The following is a 19,478-nucleotide window of genomic DNA, read 5'->3' as shown; positions in this document are numbered from 1 at the left end:
GGTGGTCGAGGAGGTCGCGCAGCGACCGTCTCGAGACCTCTGGCTGTGCTGCCGGGACTGTGCAGCTGGAGACGTCGGTTCTCCACACCCCACGGATCGAGTTTCCCCTGTCCACAGGCGGGTTTCCGGCGCGTGGATGTGTCGGACCTGGGTGGGAGGATCCAGCCATGGATCTCGGGACCCGGCCCCGCACGACAGCAGCCCTGCTGTCACGGGTCGGTGACCGGATCCGTTCCCGCAACGCCCTCATCATCGAGGAGTGGGAGGACATCACCGCCTGGGCCAGCGGCCACATCGTCACCGGCCCTGTGGGTGCGGCGACGATCACCGAGGGCTACCTCGACACCGGCGTCCCGATCGCGGGTGCGGGTGCCCCGTTGGTGTCGGAGTTCGCGTTGATGGAGCTCGTCGCGGTCCTCGGCAGGTCCCCCGATGGCGGGAAGGCGTACGTCGGCCGCGTGATCGAGTGCGCGTGGCGGCTGCCGAACGTGTACGACGCCGTCGCGGCTGGGCGGTTGGCACCGTGGCGGGCCGAGCGGATCGCGGACCTCACCCACGGCTTGTGTGCTGAGGCGGCTGGGTTCGTGGACCGGCAGTTGTGGAACGCCTCCGGAGTCGGCTGGGCCCAGCTCGAACGTCTCGTCGCCGAAGCAGTGCTGCGGTTCGACCCCGAACGCGTCGAGGCCGACCGTCAGAAGGCGAGCGATCACCGCCACTTCGACCTCGGCGAGGTCGACGAGCACGGGCTGGTCCGCCTCGACGGGCTCCTGGACGCCGCCGATGGCCACGACCTCGACCAAGCGATCGCCCGACGAGCCGTGGTCCTGGGGCGACTCGGTGACGACTCGACGCTCGACGTGCGCCGCTCGAAGGCGGCTGCCGAGCTCGCCCGCCACGACCTGGCCCTGGACCTGTTGCTCCCCGACCCGGACACCGGCGAGGTGATGGCGACCGTCCCGGGCCGCAAGGTCGTGCTCAACGTGCACGTCACCAACACCACCCTGACCGGGCAGAACCCGGTCGGCCGCTGGGACGAAGGCCGCTGCCCCATCACCACCGCCCAGATCCAGGAATGGCTCCGCGCTCGGCACACCACCGTGATCGTGCGGCCGGTGATCGACCTCACCGACCACGTCCCCGTCACGGCGTACGAGATCCCCGACCGCCACAAGACCCAGGTCGCACTGCGCGACCACACCTGCCGCTTCCCCCACTGCACCCGCCCTGCGACCAGGTGCGACATCGACCACACCAAGCCCCACGGCCAGGGTGGTCCGACCTGTCCGTGCAACGAAGTGCCACTGTGTCGGCGCCACCACCGTGCGAAGACCCACTCACGGTGGCGTTACGAGACCCCGATGCCGGCGACCTATGTGTGGACCAGCCCCAACGGGTTCCGGTTCCGCGTCGACCACCGCGGCACCCACCCCCTCCACGACACCAGCGACACCAGCGACCCCAGCCCGCCCGACCAGTAGCGACCCCGCCCCGCACCCCGCAGGACCTCACGTCCGCGGGGGCGCAGGCATGCCCGAGAACGCTGACGCAGGCTCGGGCTCCGGGTGTCTCAGGCCGTGACGTCGAGGTAGACCGGCGTCGGCGGCGTGGTCGTCGCCCGGCCGACCCGGTCGGCGACCTGCTGCTGGCGACGGTTGTCGGCGAGCACGCCGGGGATCGCGGCCATCAGCCGCTGTTGGCGGGCGAGCAGCATCCGCGCGCGGGGGACCAGGTCGCTGGGCAGCGGGCCCAGGTCGGTCGGCGGCAGCCACGGCTCCGGCGTCGTGCCGGTCGCGCCGGCGGGCACGCCCCGCAGCATCTGCTCGGCGTGGTCGGCGTGCGCCTCGAGCCGGTCGAGGGCCTCGGTCCACGACGCCGGACGGTCCGCGGGCAGGGCTGCGGTCACGGGACGCTCACCAGTGCCAGGTCGTCGGCCGGTACGCCGCGCTTGCGGGCCAGGGCCTGCCGGTAGGTGTCGATCCAGCGCGGTGCCCACAGCTGGGTCGTGAAGTTCGCGGCGTGCGCGCGGGCCGCGGCGCCCATCGCCTGGCGCAGGTCCTCGTCGGCGTCGAGGGCGCGCAGCGCGCGCATCCAGTCGTCGTCGGTGCGGCACAGGAATCCGGTCTCGCCGTGGATCACGAAGTCGCGGTAGGGACCGGCGTCCGAGGCGACCACGGGGATGCCGAGCGCGGATGCCTCGAGTGCCTTGAGCGGGCTCTTCGAGCGGTTGAACAGGTCGTCGGCCAGCGGCGCGAGCGCGACGTGGAAGGTCGACACGACCAGGTAGTACTCGTCGATCTGGGTCTTCCAGGCGTGGTACTCCGCGTCCGCCTGCCTCATCAGCGGCCGGTAGTCGGCGCCCATCAGCACCAGCTGGGCACCGGTCTTGCGCAGCCCGTAGCGGATCCCCTCGACGTTCTGCCGCATGTCCTTGTCGTGGGTGGCGCTGCCGCTCCAGCCCACCCGCAGCCGCTCGCCCTTCGCCCGCACCCGCTGGGGCACGTCGAGCAGGACGCCGTCGACGGTGTTGGGCAGGACGACGATCGGGGCGTCGGTGTGCTCGGCGTACTGCTCGGCGAGGTGGGGCACCGACACCGTCACGAGGTCGGAGGCGGCGAGGGCGCGGCGTGCGGCGACCACGTTGGTGGCCATGAACTCGTCGTAGCTGACGCCGTGGTGCCCGAAGTACGGGTTGTCGGGGCGCACGTTGACGATGTCGTCGTCGTGCTCGGCGACGAGCAGCGGACCGTCGTCGACCCTCGCCAGGGTCTCCCAGACCTCAGCACCGCTGGGCTGGATGAGCAGCTGTCCGATGAGCACGTCGTGCACCATCGCGACCTCGGGGTACATGTCCGCGCCGAAGCGCCACTGCGCCAGCCCCTGGTGCTCGGCCTCGCTCAGCGGCGTGGTGATCCGGTAGCGCAGGGTGCCGACGCCCTCGTGGTACTGGGTGCCCGTCCAGGCGTAGATCCGCATCGTCACGCCCCCGCGGCGAGACCGGCCGCCCGCATCGCGGCCTCGCGCCACGTGTCGCGGATCGCGCGGCACAGGCCGAGCGCCTCGGCGGTCGCGCGCCGGTCGTTGTGGGTGTTGGCCTCCACGAGACGGCGGTCGAGGTAGGCGTAGAGCGACGCCAGCTCGGCGCCCCCGCGCCAGCCCTCGGGGCGCAGGGAGCTGCGCAGCTCGGTGACGATCGCCTGGGCGTGCACCAGCTGGTTGTGGGTCTCGACCCGGTCGCCGTCGACCTGCGCGCGGGCGGCGCGCTCGACGTCGAGCACCAGGCGGTCGCACAGCATCACCAGGAGCCGGGCCGGGCTGGCCGTCGCGATCGCGTTCCCGACGTACGCCGTGCGCGCTGCGCTGCCCTGCATGATCACTCCTGTTCCGGTGCCTGGACCCGTGTGGTGGTCGCGGACGACCTCCCCATCGGCCGATTTGTCAGCTGCATTAGCCCGAATCCACCGATGGGTGGCTACTACGCGCCACCCCAGCGGCGCGCTCGCTGCGTTGCGGACGCTCGAAGGGCGAGAGAGCACGTCGTCGCGCCCGCGCCTTGCGATCGCACCCCTGGGATGACGCTCGCTACGCCACCCACCGGCGGATTCAGGCTGAGCCAGGCAGCGACGCGAGCTGTCCGGCGAGCCAGCTCGACTGGCTCTGCATCTGGCTCATCGCGACCTCGAGGGCGGTGAACTGCCGCTCGAGTGTCGTACGGCGCAGCGCCAGCCGGTCGTCCCAGTCCTTGATGCTCTGGTTGAGCTGGGTGATCGTCGCGTTGCGGCTGTTGACCGCGGCCGTGACGGTGCCGGTGGAGGCGTCGGAGGCCGCCGTGGCGGCGGTCTTCACCCGGTCGGCGAACGCGGCGAAGGCGCTCTGCGTACCGGCCGGGTCGGCGGCGAACGCGGCCGCGAACTTGTCCTGGTCGAACGTGATCTTGCCGTAGCGATCGGTCTCGATGCCGATCGAGGCGAGGCTCGTCCCGTCGGGCGGGTAGATCGTCTCGACCAGGGACGACGAGACGCTGCGCAGCGTGCTGTTGGCCCGCACCGAGCCGGTCTTCGGGTCACCCACCGAGGCGATCAGGCCGAGGGTGGCGTTGATCGCGGTGACGAAGTCGTTGGTCGCGCTCGCCCGGGTCTTGGCGTCGCGGGTGATGGTGACCTCGGCCGTCGTGCCGGGCGCGGCGGTGCTGGCCAGGGTGATGTCGACGCCGTCGAGGACGTCGGTGAAGGTGTTGGTCGTGGAGGTCACCGAGATGCCCCCGACGGTGGCGATCGCGTCGCGGGCGGTCTGGGTGAGGGCGGCCTCGGGTCCACCGAGGACGGCCGCGCCGGTGCCGGTCTCGGTGAGCGTGAAGGCCTGCGCGGCGCCGGTCGTGCTCGACTCGACGAGGAGGCGGTACGAGCCGTCGGCGACCTTGACGGCCGAGGCGCGCACCCCGGAGTCGGCGGCGTTGATGGCGTTGACCAGACCGCCGAGGGTGCCGTCGGAGGTGATCTCGACGGTGTCGGCGCCGCGGGCCAGCGTCACCGAGGTCGGTACGGCGCCCGCCGTGGTCAGCCCGGTCGCCTGGCCGAACGCCAGCCGGTGGGTCAGGGCGGTCTGGGTGACGCCGACCGAGATGGTCGACGGGGCGGCGTTGCTGCGGGCGGTGACGGCGACCGAGGTCGACGAGGACGTCGCCTGCAAGGTCGCCCAGACACCGCTGGTGGTGCCGGTCGCGAGGGCGGTGGCGCTGGTGACCAGGGCCGCCAGCTTGGAGTTCACGCCCTGCAGCGCCGTGGACTCGGCCTGCTGTGAGGTGACCTTGCTCTTCAGCTTGGTCTGGGTCGCGGCCTCGAGCTGGATCAGCTGGTCGATGATCGTCGCGGTGTCCAGGCCACTGGCCAGGCCGCCGATGCTTGCGGTTGCCACTGCTGCTCCTCAGGTCGGGGCGGAAAACCGGCGAGGGCGCCGGCAGGACCGAGGGTCCCGCCGGCGCCTCGTCGTACGACAGGACGATCAGCCGCGCAGCAGGCTCAGCACGCCCTGCGGGGCGGAGTTGGCCTGCGCCAGCATCGCGGTACCTGCCTGACTGAGGATCTGCGAGCGGGTGAAGCTCATCATCTCCGAGGCCATGTCGGTGTCACGGATCCGCGACTCCGAGGCGGACAGGTTCTCGATCGCGACGTTGACGTTGGCGATCGTGTGCTCGAGCCGGTTCTGGTAGGCACCGAGGTTCGCTCGGGCGGTGGAGACCGACTTGATCTGCGCGTCGATGGCGGTGATGGCGCTCTGCGACGAGGAGAAGCTGCTGAACGACACGGCGGACAGCGAGCTGGACACCGCGGTGACGTTGGCCGAGGACAGGTTGACGGTGATCGCGCTGTTGGCGTCGCCGTCGGCGCCGACCTGGAAGTTCAGGGCGGTGGCCGAGCCGTCGAGGAGCTTGGTGCCGTTGAAGTTGGTGGAGTTGCCGATGCGGGTCAGCTCGCTGGTGAGCTGGTCCGCCTCCGCCTTGATGTTGGCACGCGCGTCGGCGTTGTTGCTGTCGTTCGAGCCCTGGACGGCGAGGTCACGCATGCGCTGCAGGATCGAGTGGACCTCGGTGAGCGCACCTTCCGTCGTCTGCACGACCGAGATGCCGTCCTGCGCGTTGCGGACGGCGACCTTGAGGCCACCGGTCTGCGCCCGCAGGCCCTCGGAGATCGCCAGGCCGGCCGCGTCGTCGGCGGCGCGGTTGATCCGGAAGCCGGACGAGAGCTTCTCCATCGACTTCGAGAGCTGACCCTGCGTCACCGACAGGTTGCGGTAGGCGTTGGTGGCCTCGATGTTCTGGTTGATGCGAAGACCCATGATGTTTCCCTCCTGGAATCAGGTCAGTTGGCCGGGGACCGTCCGTGGTCTCCCGTCGGGTGCTCGTTCGGCGCCGCCGGAGACGAGCTGAGAGGTCTTCCGGAAAAAGTTCGGCGGCCCTAGGTTGCCGGGCATGACGACTCGGGACGACCGGCGCCAGCCACCCCTCGACGGGACCGAGGCCGAGACCCTGCGGGGCTTCCTCGACTTCCACCGCGACACGCTGCGGTGGAAGTGCGCCGGCCTCACCGACGAGCAGCTCCGCCGGCCGCTGGCGCCGACGACGATGACGCTCGCCGGTCTGGTCCTGCACCTGACGATGGTCGAGTCGGGCTGGTTCAACCTGTCCTTCGCCGGCGGGGTGGCGATGCCGGCCTGGCTGGGGGTCGCCGACGTCGACGACCCTGACTGGGCATGGGCGCACGCCCGCGACTTCGGCGCCGACCAGCTCTGGGAGTGGTACGACGACGCGGTCGCCGTCTCGGACCGGGTGATCGACGAGACGCTCGCCGGCGAGCTGGGCCTGGCCACGCCGGCCGCCGACCCGGCGGAGCCGGTCACGATGCGCTGGCTGCTCGGCCACATGGTCGAGGAGTACGCCCGGCACAACGGTCACGCCGATCTCCTGCGCCAGTCGATCGACGGCGCCGTCGGGGAGTAGGGGCAGCTAGGACCCGCTGCCGTCCTCGCCGAGGCGACCCTCGACGAAGATCCGGCGGACCTGTTCGTCGAAGCGGACCCGCTCGCCCCGGACCTGCTCGCGGTAGTCCTTCTGCTGCGCGTGGTGCGTCTCCGGGTCGGCCAGGATCGCGCGCACCGTGTCCGCGGCCCGCTCGACCATGTCCTCGGTCGGCAGCAGCCGGTGCTCGGCGGGCAGCGGGGTGTCCGCGTGGTAGGCGCCGGCGCCGCGGCGGGCCACCACGACGGTCGCGCCGGCGAGCGCGGCCTCGCGGGGGAGGCGGTCCTTGCCGGGGTGGAAGCCGAGGTCGAGGTACACCGCCGAGCTCGCCAGGGTCGCGGCGAGCTCGGGCCGGGTCAGGCCGGCCAACGGCACGAAGGTGACCTCGGGCAGCAGGCCCGCGAGCACCTCGGTGACCAGGTCCGCCTTCGCCGGGTTGTAGGCGACCGTCGGGCCGCGGTCCCCGGGTGCGACGAGGTCGAGGGCGTCGTACGGCGCCGGGTCGGTGTGGTCGGAGAGCATCGACCCGCAGGTGCCGAGGCGGGTGAACAGGTAGGCCCAGGCGTAGTGGGACTGCGTGAGGTTGTGCACGCGGCGGCCGAGCGCGATGTCGAGCCCGGGACCTTCGGTCGGCGGTGTGTGCCGGGTGACCGGGCGCCACGGGTCGCGGTACTGCCAGTCGGTGGAGAAGACGGGGGCGTTGTCGATGCTCAACCACCAGCAGTACGGCGTCGCGTGCTCGAACACCGACAGCGAGGTGAACCAGACCTCGGGCAGGACCACCGCGGCCCCGGCGACGTCGCGGACCTCGGCCTCGGGGGCGTCGTAGTGGGCGTACTCGGCCACCCGCTCGGCGTCCTCCGAGCCGGGGACGGCGACCAGGAACGCGTCCTCGCCCTGGCGGCGCAGGCTGTCGACCAGCTGGTGCAGCGCCTCGGGACCGCCGGTGCGCAGGCCGCGCGGGTAGTAGACGTAGACGCGGTCGTGTCGGGAGCCCATGCCGGTCAGCCGACCGCGTCGAGCGGGCTGAGGCCGCGGCGCATGCCGGCCGCGTGGCGGGCGGCGACGGCGGCGAAGTACGACTCGCGGCGGCGCTGGGCGACCCCGCCGGCCTTGCCCGTGGGACGGACCAGGGCGGGCTCGAGCTCGTGGTTGAGCGCGTCGCGCAGCAGCGAGAGCGCCTCGGCGCGCATCTGGGAGATCCGGGAGTCGGTGACGCCCAGGTCCTCGGCGATGTCGGCCATCGGTCGCTCGGAGAAGAAGTAGTCCTCGACCACGACCCGCAGCCGGTCGGGCAGCTCGGCGATCGCCTCGCGCAGGTAGGTGAGCCGCTCGCCGTGCTCCAGCAGGTCCTCGGGGGAGGGAGCGCGGGTGGGGACCAGCTCCTCGATCGGGGTGGTGCTCGAGCCCTGCAGGGACAGCACCTGCGCGCGGGAGACGTCGTCGTCGTTGGCGACGACCTCGTCCTCGCTGAGACCGGTCGCCCGGGCGACCTCGGCCAGCGTGGGGGTCCGGCCGAGGACGACGGCGAGCTGGTTGCGGGTCTCGGCGAGGTCGCGGGCGCGGCGTCGCACCGAACGGGAGGCCCAGTCGACCGAGCGCAGCTCGTCGAGCAGGGCGCCGCGGATCCGGGTGGCGGCGTACCGGTCGAAGGGGACCCCCCGCGTCGCGTCGAACGCGCGGGCCGCCAGGACCAGTGCGGTCAGGCCGGCCGAGGTCAGGTCGTCGCGGTTGACGTGGGACGGCACCCGTCCCATGGTCTCCCGCACGATGTGTCCCACCAGGGGCATGTGGCTGGTGATCAGCTCGTCGGTACCCGAGGTGGCGGCGGTGGCGTCGTTCGCGTTCACATGCATGAGGTTCCGGCCTCGCGGCGGCGACGCGCAGGGCAATGCACTCCAAGTGTCCGGTCGGTCGGACGAATGGGGACCCAGGTCCCGGGTCCGGGTGGTCACCACGGACATCCGTACGTCGCCCGTTCGGCGAAAACGCTCAGGTCCGGCACCGGACGGGCGATGGGACGGCACGAATGTCCCCGGCTCGGGGCGGACGAAGGAGGAGTGTCGTGATCGACACCGCAGACATGGACAAGCTGTCACAGGTCCTGTGGCGGGAGCGCGAGATGCTCGAGGCACTGTCCTACCGGCTCGAGGTCGAACGCCTGGTGCTCGCCAGCGGCCGGACCCGGTGGCTGGTCAACGCCACCCGGGACATCGAGGACCTGCTCGACGACCTTCGCGCCACCGAGGTGCTGCGCGCCGCCGCCGCCGACGAGGCCGCCGCCGTCCTCGGGCTCACGCCCAACCCGTCGCTGGCCGCGCTCGCCGAGGCCGCGCCCGACCCGTGGGCGGGGATCCTTCGCGACCACCGCGACGCCCTCGTCGCGACCGCGCGCGACATCGCCGAGACCTCCGAGGAGGCCAAGGGCCTGCTCACCGCCGGCTACCGGTCCGCGCGCGAGACCCTGCTCGCCATCGGGGGTACGACGACCGCGAGCTACACCCACGCCGGCACCGTCGTCGCCGACACCCCCCGCCACCACCTGCTCGACCGGAGCCTGTGATGGTCGGGTCGTTCGGGTCGATCAACACCGCTCTCTCCGGACTGCGCTACAACCAGGTCGCCCTCGACGTGGCCGGCAACAACATCGCCAACGCCGGCACCGACGGCTACGTCCGCCGCCGCGTGGTGGGTGCATCGGTCAGCAGTGCACAGGCCGCGCTCTGGTCGCGCTACGACGGCCACGGCGAGGGCGTCGCCGTCGGTGAGGTACGCCGGATGACCGACCCGCTCCTGGACTCCCGGGTACGCCGCGAGCACGGCCTGCTCTCCTACCTCTCCACCAGCCGCACGATCCTGGCCCGGGTCGAGGACGGCGTCGGCGAGCCCGGCCCCAACGGCGTGCACGCCGCGATGCTCGACCTCCGCAACGCCTGGCAGGACCTCTCGCTGAACCCCGGCGGCACCGCCGCCCGGCAGCAGGTGCTCGGCCGCGCCGAGACCCTCGCCCAGGCCCTGCGCGGCCAGGTCGCCAACGTCGCGGGCGAGGAGGCCGACCAACGGGTGCACGCCACCAACCTGGTCAGCGAGGTCAACACCGCCGCCTCGGGCCTGGCGGCGCTCAACCACGACATCCTCGTCACCGAGCAGAACGGCACCGACGCGGGCGTGCTGCGCGACCGTCGCGACGTGCTGGCGACCCGCCTCGCAGAGCTCACCGGCGGCGTCACGACCGTCCAGCCCGACGGCCAGTTCACCGTCACCGTCGCGGGCACCGCGCTGGTCCAGGGCAAGGAGGCCGGAACCTTCGTGCTCGCCTCCGGCATCACCCCGACCGGCGACGCCGACGGCTCGCCGATCAGCTACCGGATCGACGCGACCTGGGGGAGCACCGTGCTCCCGTCCGGCTCGGCCGGTCCCGGCGGTGAGCTGGGTGCGGTCACCGAGGTGCTCACGACCACGCTGCCGGCGTACCGCGCCGGTCTGGACGCCGTCGCCGCCGACCTCGCCGCTTCCGTCAACGCCCAGCAGGCAGCGGGCTTCGACGCCAGCGGCGCCGCGGGTGCGCCGCTGTTCAGCTACGACCCGCTGGTCGGCGCCGCCAGTCTGCAGGTCGCGATCACCGACCCCTCGAAGCTCGCCGCGTCCAGCGTCGGCGGCGGGGCGCTGGACGGCGCCAACGCCGACCTGCTCAGCCGGGTCGGCACCTATCCGGACGCCTACCAGCGCCTGGTCAACGGCCTCGGGACGGACGTGGCGGCGCTGGATCGCCGTACGGCAAACCAGACGTCGCTCTCCGGCGCCCTCGACGACGCTCGCGAGCAGCAGGCGGGCGTCAACCTCGACGAGGAGACGGTCAACATGGTCTCCGCGCAGCGGGCCTACGAGGCGGCGGCGCGGCTGATGACCACGATCGACGAGGTCCTCGACACGCTCATCAACCGCACCGGCCTGGTCGGCCGCTAGGGGACAGCCACATGACGATCGGACGCGTGACCCAGCGGATGCTCACCGAGGGCTCGCTGGCGAACCTGCAGCGCAACCTCGGCCACATGGCGTCGCTGCAGGAGCAGCTCTCGACCGGGCGGGTCATCAACCGGCCCTCCGACAACCCGACCGGCACCACCGCCGCGATGCGGATCCGGACCTCGGTCTCCGACCAGGGCCAGTACGCCCGCAACGCCCAGGACGGCCTCGGCTGGCTGACCCAGGTCGACAGCACGCTCGACGCGGTCACGACCTCGGTACGCCGGGCGCGGGACCTCGCGCTGCAGGGCGCCAACACCGGTGCGATGGGGCAGCAGGCCCGCGACGCACTGGCGATCGAGATCGACGGGGTCCGCGAGCAGCTGCTCGGCCAGGCCAACGCGTCGTACCTCGAGCGGCCGGTCTTCGGCGGCGTCACCGCCGGCGGCCAGGCCTACGACAGCACGGGCAGCTGGGTCGGCGTCGCCGGCGCGGTCAACCGACGCGTCGCCGACGACGTGGTCGTCCAGGTCGACGTCGACGGCCGCACCGTCTTCGGCGACGGCGCCGCTTCGGTCTTCGCCGAGCTCGACGCCCTCGCCACCGCGCTGCGCTCGGGCGACACGGCGGGCATCACCGCCTCGATCGACGTGCTCCGCACGCGGGAGAACACCGTCACCGGCGTCCGCGCCGCGGCCGGCACCCGGTACCAGCGCATCGAGCAGTCGGCGCAGGCCGCCGACGACGCCAAGATGTCGCTGGCGAACAACCTCAGCTCGATCGAGAACGCCGACCTCGCCGACACGACCGTGCACCTGAAGATGCAGGAGGTCGCCTACCAGGCGGCCCTCGCCGCGACCTCGCGCGTCATGCAGCCCAGCCTGCTGGACTTCCTGCGATGATCGAGCGCATGGACCTTCCCGTCATCGAGCTCGCCCACCCGATGCCCGGGTTCCCCGACGACGCCCGGTTCGCCCTGGTCCGCCTCGACGACGACGGCGTGCTCCACGGCTTCCGCTCCCTCGACAGCCAGGACCTGCAGTTCGTGGTCGTCCCGCCGGCGCCGTTCTACCCGGACTACGCGCTCGACCTCGACGACGACACCGCGACCGAGCTCGGCATCGACGAGTCGTCGGCCGCCGACGTGCTCGTGCTGCTCGTCGTCCGCGCCGGCGCGACCCTCGCCGACACCACGGTCAACCTGCGCGCCCCGCTCGTGGTCAACCCGGCCACCCGCCGCGCCAGCCAGGTGATCCTCGACGACGCCGACCTGCCCCTCGCCGCACCGTTGGTCGCATGACGCGCCGCCGGACGCGATAGCCTCACCACGTGCTGGTTCTCTCGCGTCGCATCGGCGAAAGCGTCGTCATCGGCGGCGGCTCGCCCGAGGCCGTCACGGTCACCGTCCTCGAGGTCCGCGGCGACGTCGTACGCATCGGCATCGACGCGCCCCGCTCGGTGGCCGTCCACCGCGCCGAGCTCCTCGCCGAGCTCGCCGACGCCAACGCCGACGCCGCCTCGCCGCCCGAGGACGCCGTCGCCTCCCTCAGCCAGGCCCTCCGCTCGCGCAGCTGATCGCGGAGTCCCTCCCCCCGCGCTCCGGGACTAGGTCCCAACTCTCTTGACTCGCCTCACCCGGCCCTGCCGAGGGCCGATGGGTGGACGAGCCTGAAGGGAGGCGCGGATGGACGACGACGCCGAGATCATCGCCGAGTTCCTCGTGGAGTCCCACGAGAACCTGGACCAGCTCGACCGGGACCTGGTCGAGCTCGAGCAGCAGCCCGACTCGCGGGAGCGGCTGTCGAGCATCTTCCGCACGATCCACACCATCAAGGGGACCAGCGGCTTCCTCGCCTTCAACCGGCTGGAGCAGCTGACCCACGTCGGGGAGACCCTGCTGTCGCGGCTGCGCGACGGGGAGGTCGTGATGACGCCTCCGATCGCCGAGGGACTGCTCTCGATGGTCGACACCGTCCGCGCGCTGCTCGAGGGGATCGAGCGCACGGGGCGCGACACCGACCCGGCGGTCGACGTCGACCCCGTCGTGGCGGTCATCGAGGGACTGCTGGCGGCCGAGCCGGACACCGAGCCGGCTGTCGAGCCGGTCGTCGAGCCGGTCACCGGGCAGGCTGTCGAGGCGGTCGTCGTCGAGCCGGTCGTCGAGCCGGTCGTCGTCGAGCCGGTCGCCGTCGAGCCGGTCGTCGAGCCGGTGGTCGAGCCGGTCGCCGAAGAGCCCTGGGACGGCGTGGAGCGCCGGGTGGCGGTGGACGCGACGGTCCGCGTCGACGTCGACCTCCTCGACGACCTGGTCGACCTGGTGGGCGAGCTGGTGCTCACCCGCAACCAGCTGCTGCAGCGCAGCCTCGGCTCCGCCGACGCCGAGCTGGTCCGCGCCAGCCAGCGGCTGGACCTGGTGGCCAGCGAGCTGCAGGAGTCGATCATGAAGACCCGCATGCAGCCGATCGGCCAGGTCTGGTCGAAGATGCCGCGGGTCGTGCGCGACCTGTCCCACCAGCTCGGCCGCGAGGTCGAGCTCGTCATGGAGGGGCACGAGACCGAGCTGGACCGCAGCCTCCTCGAGGCGGTCAAGGACCCGCTGACCCACCTGGTCCGCAACTCTCTCGACCACGGCATCGAGCCGCCCGACGTACGACGTGCCGCCGGCAAGGACGCGAAGGGCACGCTGACGCTGCGGGCCTACCACGAGTCCGGCCAGGTCGTCGTCGAGATCGCCGACGACGGCAAGGGCATCGACCCCGCGACCATCGGCGCGGTCGCCGTCGAGCGCGGCGTCGTGACCCGCGACCAGCTGGCCCGGATGGATGCCCGCGACGTGCTCGGCCTGATCTTCCGGCCGGGCTTCTCCACCGCCGCCGCGGTCTCCAACATCTCCGGCCGCGGTGTCGGCATGGACGTCGTGCGCACCAACATCGAGCGGATCGGCGGCAGTGTCGACGTCTCCTCCGAGCCCGGGCGCGGTACGACGACCCGGGTCCGGATCCCGCTCACCCTGGCCATCATCCCGGCGCTCGTGGTGGGGGAGGGCGGCGAGCGGTACGCCATCCCGCAGGCCAACCTGGTCGAGCTCGTGCGCATCGAGGGCGACGACCTGCGCCGCCAGGTCGAGGACCTCGCCGGCGCTCCCGTGCTGCGGCTGCGCGGCAAGCTGCTGCCCCTGGTGTCCCTCGCCGAGACCCTCGGCGGCACGGCACCCGGGGACGACGCGCTCACGGTGGTCGTCCTCCAGTCCGACGAGGTCCGCTTCGGCCTGTGCGTCTCCGAGGTGCACGACACCCAGGAGATCGTGGTCAAGCCGATCGGGCGCCAGCTCAAGGCGCTGACCATGTACGCCGGCGCGACGATCATGGGCGACGGCCGGGTGGCCCTCATCCTCGACGTCGCCGGGATCGCCGGCACCGTGGGCGTCGGCGCCACCCAGCACGACGCGACGGACGGCCGCGCGCTCGGCGCCGACGACCGGACCGCGCTGCTGGTGCTCGAGGTCGCCGACGGCCGTCGCGCCGCGCTGCCGCTGGCCGCGGTCGCCCGGCTCGAGGAGTTCGGCCGCGACCGGGTGGAGCGCAGCGGTGCGGCCGAGGTGGTCCAGTACCGCGACGGGATCCTGCCGCTCGTGCGGCTGGCCTCCGCGATCGGGCTGCCCGACACCAGCGACCAGGGCGACCAGATCAGTGTGGTCGTCCACGAGACCGGGGACGCCGCGGGCGCCGTCGGCATCGTCATCGACAAGGTCCTCGACGTCGTCGAGGTGGCGGTCAGCGCGAGCGAGGTCGGTCGTCGTACCGGCGTCACGGGCAGCGCCGTCGTGCAGGACCGGGTCACCGACCTGGTCGACCTCGAGGCCGTCGTCGCCCGAACGGGGGTACCGGCATGACCACGACCACCACCCTGCGCACCGCCGAGCAGTACTGCACCTTCTGGGTCGCCGGCCTGTTCTTCGGCGTCGCCGTCGACGAGGTGCAGGAGGTGCTCCGGCGCCAGCCGATGACGCCGGTCCCGCGGGCCGATCGCGCCGTCACCGGCCTGATCAACCTGCGCGGCCAGATCGTCACTGCCGTCGACCTGCGGGTGCGGCTCGGGCTGCCCGACCGGGAGGGCGACGAGCTGCCCATGAACGTCATCGTCCGCAGCCGCGGCGAGGTGGTCAGCCTCCTCGTCGACGACATCGGCGACGTGATCGACACCGCCGGCGTCGACCCGCACCCGGTGCCGTCGACCATGCCGCGCACCGTCCAGGACGTCGTCCGCGGCGTCCGTCCCCTGCCCGAATCGATCCTGCTCGTCCTCGACGCCGACCGTGCGGTCGACGTCGCCGCCACGCCCGACACCACCGGAGGAACCCCATGACCGAGACCCTGGACCCGCCGGTGAACGGCACCCGCCCCGCCGCGACCCCCGTCGACTTCGCGCTGTACGACGCGCTCGAGACCGGCGCGTTCGTCGTGGACCCCGACTACAAGGTCCGCTACGTCAACCGCCAGGCCCGCGCCGAGCTGGCCGCCGGTGGCCCGGACATCCCCGAGGTCGACCCCGACACCTTGGTCGGCGTCTCCTTCGAGGTGATCTACGTGCACCCCGAGCTCGGCACCCGGCTCACCGCGACCGCCGAGCACCTGCCGCTGACCGACCGGGTCACCAGCGAGTTCTCCACGCACGACGCGTCCTTCACCGCGATCCACGACGCCGGCGGCGCGTACGTCGGCGCGCTGGTCACGTTCGAGAACGTCACCGACCGGCTGCGGGTCGAGCAGCAGATGGCGATCGCCAGCTCGATGATGGAGAACAGCCCGACGAACATGATGTTCGCGGACCGCGACTTCGTCATCCAGTACATGAACCCGGCCTCGCTGACCACCCTGCGCAGCCTCGAGGGCGTGCTGCCCGTCAAGGCCGACGAGGTCGTCGGCTCCAGCCTCGACATCTTCCACAAGAACCCCGCCTACCAGCGCGGCCTGCTGGCGAGCGTCGATCACCTGCCGCGCCGTGCCGACATCCAGGTCGGCGACCAGACGCTGGACCTGCTGGTCAGCGCGATCACCGACGCGAGCGGTGAGTACGTCGGCGCGATGGCCACCTGGGAGGTGATCACCGACCGCCTGCGGGTCGAGCGCGAGAGCGCCGAGGCGGCCGCCGACACCTCGGCCGTCAACAAGATCCTCTCCGGACTCGGCTCGGCGGCCGACGTCAACGCGGCCGTCCAGGTCGCGCTCGACACGGTGCGCAACGAGTTCGGCTGGGCCTACGGCTCCTACTGGAGGGTCGACCCGGCGGACCGGCTGCTGAAGTTCGACCGCGAGTCCGGCGACGCCGGCCCGGAGTTCCGCCAGGTGACCCTGCAGGCGTCGTTCGCGGAGGGCGTCGGCCTGTCCGGCCGGGCCTGGGCGCAGCGCGACCTCTACTTCACCCAGGACATCGGGGAGATGACCGACTGCGTGCGGGCGCCCGTCGCGCAGCGGGTCGGCGTGAAGTCCGGCGTCTGCTTCCCGATCGTCGTCGACGGCGAGGTCGTCGGCACCATGGACTTCTTCGCGACCGAGACCCTCCATCCGAGCGCCCAGCGTCTCGACGCCCTGCGCAACGTGGGCCGGCTGGTCTCGCAGACCATCGCCCGGCTCGACCGCGAGGTCGCGGAGCGCGAGGCGGCCGCCGTACTGGCCGGCAAGGTCGCCCAGATCCTCGATGTCGTCTCCGCGGCGGCCACCGGCGACCTGACCCGCGAGCTCGACATCGAGGGCGACGACGCCGTCGGCCAGGTCGCCGACGGCCTGCGCGCGCTGATGAGCACCCTGCGCTCCAGCATGGGCAACATCAGCGGCGCCGCCGAGACCCTCGGTGCGGCCGCGACCCAGCTGACCTCGCTCGCCGAGGGCATGGGCGAGGGCGCCTCGATGACCTCCGACCGGGCGGCCTCCGCGTCGAGCGCGTCGGTCCAGGTGTCCGCGTCGATCCAGACCGTCGCCACCGCGGCCGAGGAGATGACCGCGTCCATCCGTGAGATCGCCAAGAACGCCACCGAGGCCGCGACCGTCGCCACCGACGCCGTCACCGTCGCCTCCGAGGCCCAGGGCACCGTCGCCTCGCTGGGGGAGTCGTCCGCCGAGATCGGCCAGGTCATCAAGGTGATCACCTCGATCGCCCAGCAGACCAACCTGCTCGCCCTCAACGCCACCATCGAGGCGGCCCGCGCCGGCGACGCCGGCAAGGGCTTCGCGGTGGTCGCCAACGAGGTCAAGGAGCTGGCCAAGGAGACCGCCAAGGCCACCGAGGAGATCGGCCAGAAGATCGAGGCCATCCAGAGCGACACCCAGGGAGCCGTCTCCGCGATCAGCCGGATCGCCGACGTCATCGCCCGGATCAACGACATCCAGTCGACGATCGCCTCCGCGGTGGAGGAGCAGACCGCCACCACCAACGAGATCGCCCGCTCGGTCACCGAGGCCGCCGCCGGTGCCAACGGCATCGCCGAGGACGTCACCCAGGTCGCCACCGCGGCCGCCGACACCCGCGAGGGCGCGCAGAACACGCTCACCTCGGCCACCGAGCTCACCGGCGTCGCCTCCGAGCTGCGGGACATGGTGGGTCGCTTCCAGCTCTGAGCCCAGGCCTCCGCGCGCACAAGACCCCCGCCCCGGTGACACCTGGGGCGGGGGTCTCGTACGTCGAGCAGGCGGCTCAGCCGACGCGGCGGTCCGCGGCCGGCGGCACCGAGCCCAGGGAAGGAGCGGCGGCGGGCGCCGAGCCCTCGGCCCCGCGCAGGCGTACGGCGAGCAGCGCGGCCTGGGTGCGGTGCTGGAGCCCGAGGCGGGCGAGCAGGCCGGTGACGTGGTTCTTGACCGTCTTCTCGGCCAGGTACAGCTTCTCCGCGATCTGCCGGTTGGTCATGCCCTCGGCGATGAGGAAGAAGATCTTGCGCTGCTGCGGGGTGAGCTCGCAGATGACGTCGAGCGACTTGCGCTGCATCTCCATCTGCTCGACGACGCGGTTGGCGACAGCCGGGTCGATCAGCGAGTGGCCGCCGGCGACGAGCTTGATGCCGTTGAGGAGCGAGTTGCCCTCGATCTTCTTCAGCACGTAGCCGGACGCGCCGGCCAGGATCGCCGCGGAGATCGCGTCGGGGTCGTCGTAGGTCGTCAGGATCAGGGCCTTGATGTTCGGGTCGACCGAGCGCATCTCACGGCAGATGTCGACCCCGGTGCCGTCCGACAGGTTGGCGTCGAGGACGGCGATGTCGGGGCGCAGCTGGAGGATCTCGCGCAGCGCGACCGTGGCACTGCCGGACTGGCCGACCACCTCGAGCTCGGGGTCGGTCTCGAGCAGGCTCGCCACACCACGGCGTACGACCTCGTGGTCGTCGACGATGTAGACGCGGATCGGATTCTCGGCAGGCACGGTAAAGATTCTCCGACGTGACGCGCCGAAGGGCGATCCCTTCGGGACAGGTCCGACCGGAGGATCTGTCGGCGTGGCCCAGAAGGACTAGTCCGTCTCGGGCGAACGTGGGATCAGCGGACCCTCACCGGGCGCGCAGGTCGGCCAGCGCGGCCGTCACGTCGCGCTCGCTGCGCCGCAGCTCGGCGAGCAGCGCGACGATGTCCTGGGTGGTGAGCCGGTCGTCCGCGACCGGCGGCTCGAGGCACTCGGCCGCCTCGGCGGCGGTGATCCGGGTGCCGATCTCGAGGCGGTACGACGTGTCGGCGAGCTCGAACGCGATGTCGGCGACGACCGCGGTGAAGTGCTCGTCGGCCACCGGGTCGTGGACGACCAGGTGCTCGCCGGGCTCGAGGCCACGCGCCAGACCGGCGTCCACGTGGCTGACCGCGAACGAGCGGCTACGACGGGTGAAGGGGCTGAGCGCCACCACGATCTGCTCCACCGCGACCTCCGACGGGACGGGGCGCCGGCTGCGCCCTCACACCTGTCCAACACCGCACGGGCCGCACCGTTACGGCGGGGCAGGTCCTCTCGTGGATGATCCGTTCGGGCTATGCCGGATAGCCCGGCGGGGTGGTGACCCGTATGGGAACGCGCTAGGTTGGGTAGCGACGCATCAGACATGTGGCCAAGCCCACCGCCACACCGCTCTCGAAGTTCGGGAGTACCAAGTGTCCATCGCATCGATTCCCACCATCCCCCACCGTTCCACCGCTTCATCCATCGGCCAGGTCAGCTCCGCCGAGCGCAAGGCGCGAACCGCAGAGCTGCTGGCGAAGGCCCGGGAGTGTCCGCCAGGGGAGCGGGACGATCTCTTGCAAGAGGTCATCGTCCTCAACATCCCCGTGGCACGCACGCTCGCCGCTCGCTACCGCAACCGGGGCCAGTCGTCCGACGAGCTCGAGCAGGTCGCGTGCCTCGCGCTGACCCGCGCGGTGCAGTCCTTCGACCCGGCGCGCGGCGACGACCTGCTGGTCTTCGCCGTGCCCAGCATCCTGGGCGAGCTCAAGCGGCACTTCCGCTCCGCCGCCTGGGTGGTCCGGCCCCCGCGCCGGCTCCAGGAGATCCGCCCTCGGGTGGTCGCCGCGCAGGAGGACCTGGCCCAGCACCTCGGCCGGCCGCCGACGCCGCTCGAGCTGGCCACCGAGCTCGACTGCCCGGTCGCCGAGGTCGAGGAGGCGCTGTCGTGCGGCGACCTGGCCCACGCCACCTCGCTCGACGAGCCGGTCGCGGCGACCGGTAGCCCGCTCGGCGAGCTGCTCCCGACCGTCGACCCCGGCTTCGAGCACAGCGAGGCCGTGGCCGTGCTCGGCCCGGCCTGTCGCCAGCTCAAGGCCCGTGACCGCCGGATCCTGCAGATGCGGTTCTACGAGCAGCGCACCCAGCAGGAGATCGCCGACGAGCTCGGCGTGACCCAGGTGCAGGTCTCGCGGCTGCTGCAGCGGATCTTCACCGACCTGCGCCGCTCGGTCGGCGTGGACCCGAGGCCGCACGCCGCCTGAGCCGAGCTCACCGCGCCCCATGCGAACTGGTCCCGGAATCACGCATTCCA

Annotated in this window: 20 protein-coding genes; 11 read left to right on the top strand and 9 right to left on the bottom strand. The window is 72.1% G+C overall.

Annotated elements, in window-relative coordinates; all coding sequences use genetic code 11:
- Positions 1-167: 167 nt before the first annotated feature.
- Complete coding sequence (locus tag QI633_RS21895) at positions 168-1,478, top strand: HNH endonuclease signature motif containing protein (RefSeq protein ID WP_282427066.1); 1,311 nt, start codon at positions 168-170, stop codon at positions 1,476-1,478.
- An 89-nt stretch (positions 1,479-1,567) separates the two neighbouring features.
- On the opposite strand, the gene QI633_RS21890 is transcribed toward QI633_RS21895, so the two are convergent.
- The 5 genes from QI633_RS21890 to QI633_RS21870 form a co-directional block, all read right to left on the bottom strand.
- On the bottom strand, positions 1,568-1,903 hold the full coding sequence (locus QI633_RS21890) for a hypothetical protein (protein ID WP_141797430.1): 336 nt from the start codon (positions 1,901-1,903) through the stop codon (positions 1,568-1,570).
- Positions 1,900-2,973 (bottom strand): glycosyltransferase, encoded by a 1,074-nt coding sequence (locus tag QI633_RS21885; protein ID WP_141797431.1) that lies wholly within the window; start codon positions 2,971-2,973, stop codon positions 1,900-1,902. Before QI633_RS21885 ends, QI633_RS21890 begins: the two co-directional genes overlap by 4 nt.
- Before the next feature lie 2 nt (positions 2,974-2,975).
- Positions 2,976-3,368, bottom strand: a complete 393-nt coding sequence (gene fliS, locus QI633_RS21880) for a flagellar export chaperone FliS (RefSeq protein ID WP_282427065.1) — start codon at positions 3,366-3,368, stop codon at positions 2,976-2,978.
- A 232-nt stretch (positions 3,369-3,600) separates the two neighbouring features.
- Positions 3,601-4,911, bottom strand: a complete 1,311-nt coding sequence (gene fliD, locus QI633_RS21875; RefSeq protein ID WP_282427064.1) for a flagellar filament capping protein FliD — start codon at positions 4,909-4,911, stop codon at positions 3,601-3,603.
- Between the two features lie 87 nt (positions 4,912-4,998).
- Positions 4,999-5,832 (bottom strand): flagellin, encoded by an 834-nt coding sequence (locus QI633_RS21870; protein WP_141797434.1) that lies wholly within the window; start codon positions 5,830-5,832, stop codon positions 4,999-5,001.
- A 133-nt stretch (positions 5,833-5,965) separates the two neighbouring features.
- On the opposite strand from QI633_RS21870, the gene QI633_RS21865 reads away from it, so the two are divergent.
- Positions 5,966-6,493: a DinB family protein gene (locus tag QI633_RS21865; protein WP_282427063.1), complete on the top strand. Its 528-nt coding sequence runs from the start codon at positions 5,966-5,968 to the stop codon at positions 6,491-6,493.
- Positions 6,494-6,499: 6 nt separating this feature from the next.
- Here the strand turns inward: QI633_RS21865 and QI633_RS21860 are convergent, their stop codons facing one another.
- Both QI633_RS21860 and QI633_RS21855 read right to left on the bottom strand, forming a co-directional pair.
- A complete protein-coding gene (locus tag QI633_RS21860; protein ID WP_282427062.1) occupies positions 6,500-7,510 on the bottom strand; it encodes a hypothetical protein in 1,011 nt (336 codons plus the stop codon).
- A 5-nt stretch (positions 7,511-7,515) separates the two neighbouring features.
- Complete coding sequence (locus QI633_RS21855) at positions 7,516-8,361, bottom strand: sigma-70 family RNA polymerase sigma factor (RefSeq protein WP_260805793.1); 846 nt, start codon at positions 8,359-8,361, stop codon at positions 7,516-7,518.
- Positions 8,362-8,576: 215 nt separating this feature from the next.
- On the opposite strand from QI633_RS21855, the gene flgN reads away from it, so the two are divergent.
- The 8 genes from flgN (at position 8,577) to QI633_RS21815 (ending at position 17,091) form a co-directional block, all read left to right on the top strand.
- Positions 8,577-9,074, top strand: a complete 498-nt coding sequence (gene flgN, locus QI633_RS21850) for a flagellar export chaperone FlgN (RefSeq protein ID WP_282427061.1) — start codon at positions 8,577-8,579, stop codon at positions 9,072-9,074.
- The gene (gene flgK / locus QI633_RS21845) at positions 9,074-10,477 is read left to right on the top strand and encodes a flagellar hook-associated protein FlgK (protein WP_282427060.1); all 1,404 of its coding nucleotides are present in this window, start codon (positions 9,074-9,076) and stop codon (positions 10,475-10,477) included. Before flgN ends, flgK begins: the two co-directional genes overlap by 1 nt.
- A gap of 11 nt (positions 10,478-10,488) precedes the next feature.
- Entirely contained in the window at positions 10,489-11,379 is an 891-nt protein-coding gene (locus QI633_RS21840; RefSeq protein ID WP_222117760.1) for a flagellin, read from the top strand.
- A gap of 8 nt (positions 11,380-11,387) precedes the next feature.
- Positions 11,388-11,777 (top strand): flagellar assembly protein FliW, encoded by a 390-nt coding sequence (locus tag QI633_RS21835; protein ID WP_260805795.1) that lies wholly within the window; start codon positions 11,388-11,390, stop codon positions 11,775-11,777.
- Between the two features lie 29 nt (positions 11,778-11,806).
- The gene (locus QI633_RS21830; RefSeq protein WP_141797440.1) at positions 11,807-12,052 is read left to right on the top strand and encodes a carbon storage regulator; all 246 of its coding nucleotides are present in this window, start codon (positions 11,807-11,809) and stop codon (positions 12,050-12,052) included.
- A gap of 109 nt (positions 12,053-12,161) precedes the next feature.
- Positions 12,162-14,369 (top strand): chemotaxis protein CheA, encoded by a 2,208-nt coding sequence (locus tag QI633_RS21825; protein WP_282427059.1) that lies wholly within the window; start codon positions 12,162-12,164, stop codon positions 14,367-14,369.
- Complete coding sequence (locus QI633_RS21820) at positions 14,366-14,842, top strand: chemotaxis protein CheW (protein ID WP_141797442.1); 477 nt, start codon at positions 14,366-14,368, stop codon at positions 14,840-14,842. The genes QI633_RS21825 and QI633_RS21820 overlap by 4 nt, the downstream gene beginning before the upstream one ends.
- Positions 14,839-17,091, top strand: coding sequence for a methyl-accepting chemotaxis protein (locus tag QI633_RS21815; protein WP_222117761.1), 2,253 nt, complete (start codon positions 14,839-14,841; stop codon positions 17,089-17,091). Before QI633_RS21820 ends, QI633_RS21815 begins: the two co-directional genes overlap by 4 nt.
- A 76-nt stretch (positions 17,092-17,167) precedes the next feature.
- Here the strand turns inward: QI633_RS21815 and QI633_RS21810 are convergent, their stop codons facing one another.
- Both QI633_RS21810 and QI633_RS21805 read right to left on the bottom strand, forming a co-directional pair.
- Positions 17,168-17,884 carry a response regulator transcription factor gene (locus tag QI633_RS21810; protein ID WP_174245186.1) on the bottom strand — a complete coding sequence of 239 codons (717 nt, stop codon included), beginning with the start codon at positions 17,882-17,884 and terminating at the stop codon, positions 17,168-17,170.
- A gap of 124 nt (positions 17,885-18,008) precedes the next feature.
- A complete protein-coding gene (locus tag QI633_RS21805) occupies positions 18,009-18,368 on the bottom strand; it encodes a hypothetical protein (RefSeq protein ID WP_282427058.1) in 360 nt (119 codons plus the stop codon).
- Here QI633_RS21805 and QI633_RS21800 point away from each other — a divergent pair.
- Positions 18,334-19,428 carry a sigma-70 family RNA polymerase sigma factor gene (locus QI633_RS21800; RefSeq protein ID WP_282427057.1) on the top strand — a complete coding sequence of 365 codons (1,095 nt, stop codon included), beginning with the start codon at positions 18,334-18,336 and terminating at the stop codon, positions 19,426-19,428. The genes QI633_RS21805 and QI633_RS21800 overlap by 35 nt on opposite strands.
- Positions 19,429-19,478 lie beyond the last annotated feature (50 nt).

The organism is Nocardioides sp. QY071, assembly GCF_029961765.1.
Classification (GTDB): Bacteria; Actinomycetota; Actinomycetes; order Propionibacteriales; family Nocardioidaceae; genus Nocardioides.
The sequence above is the reverse complement of the archived record's forward strand: the minus strand, read 5'-3'. Positions and strand labels throughout refer to the sequence as shown.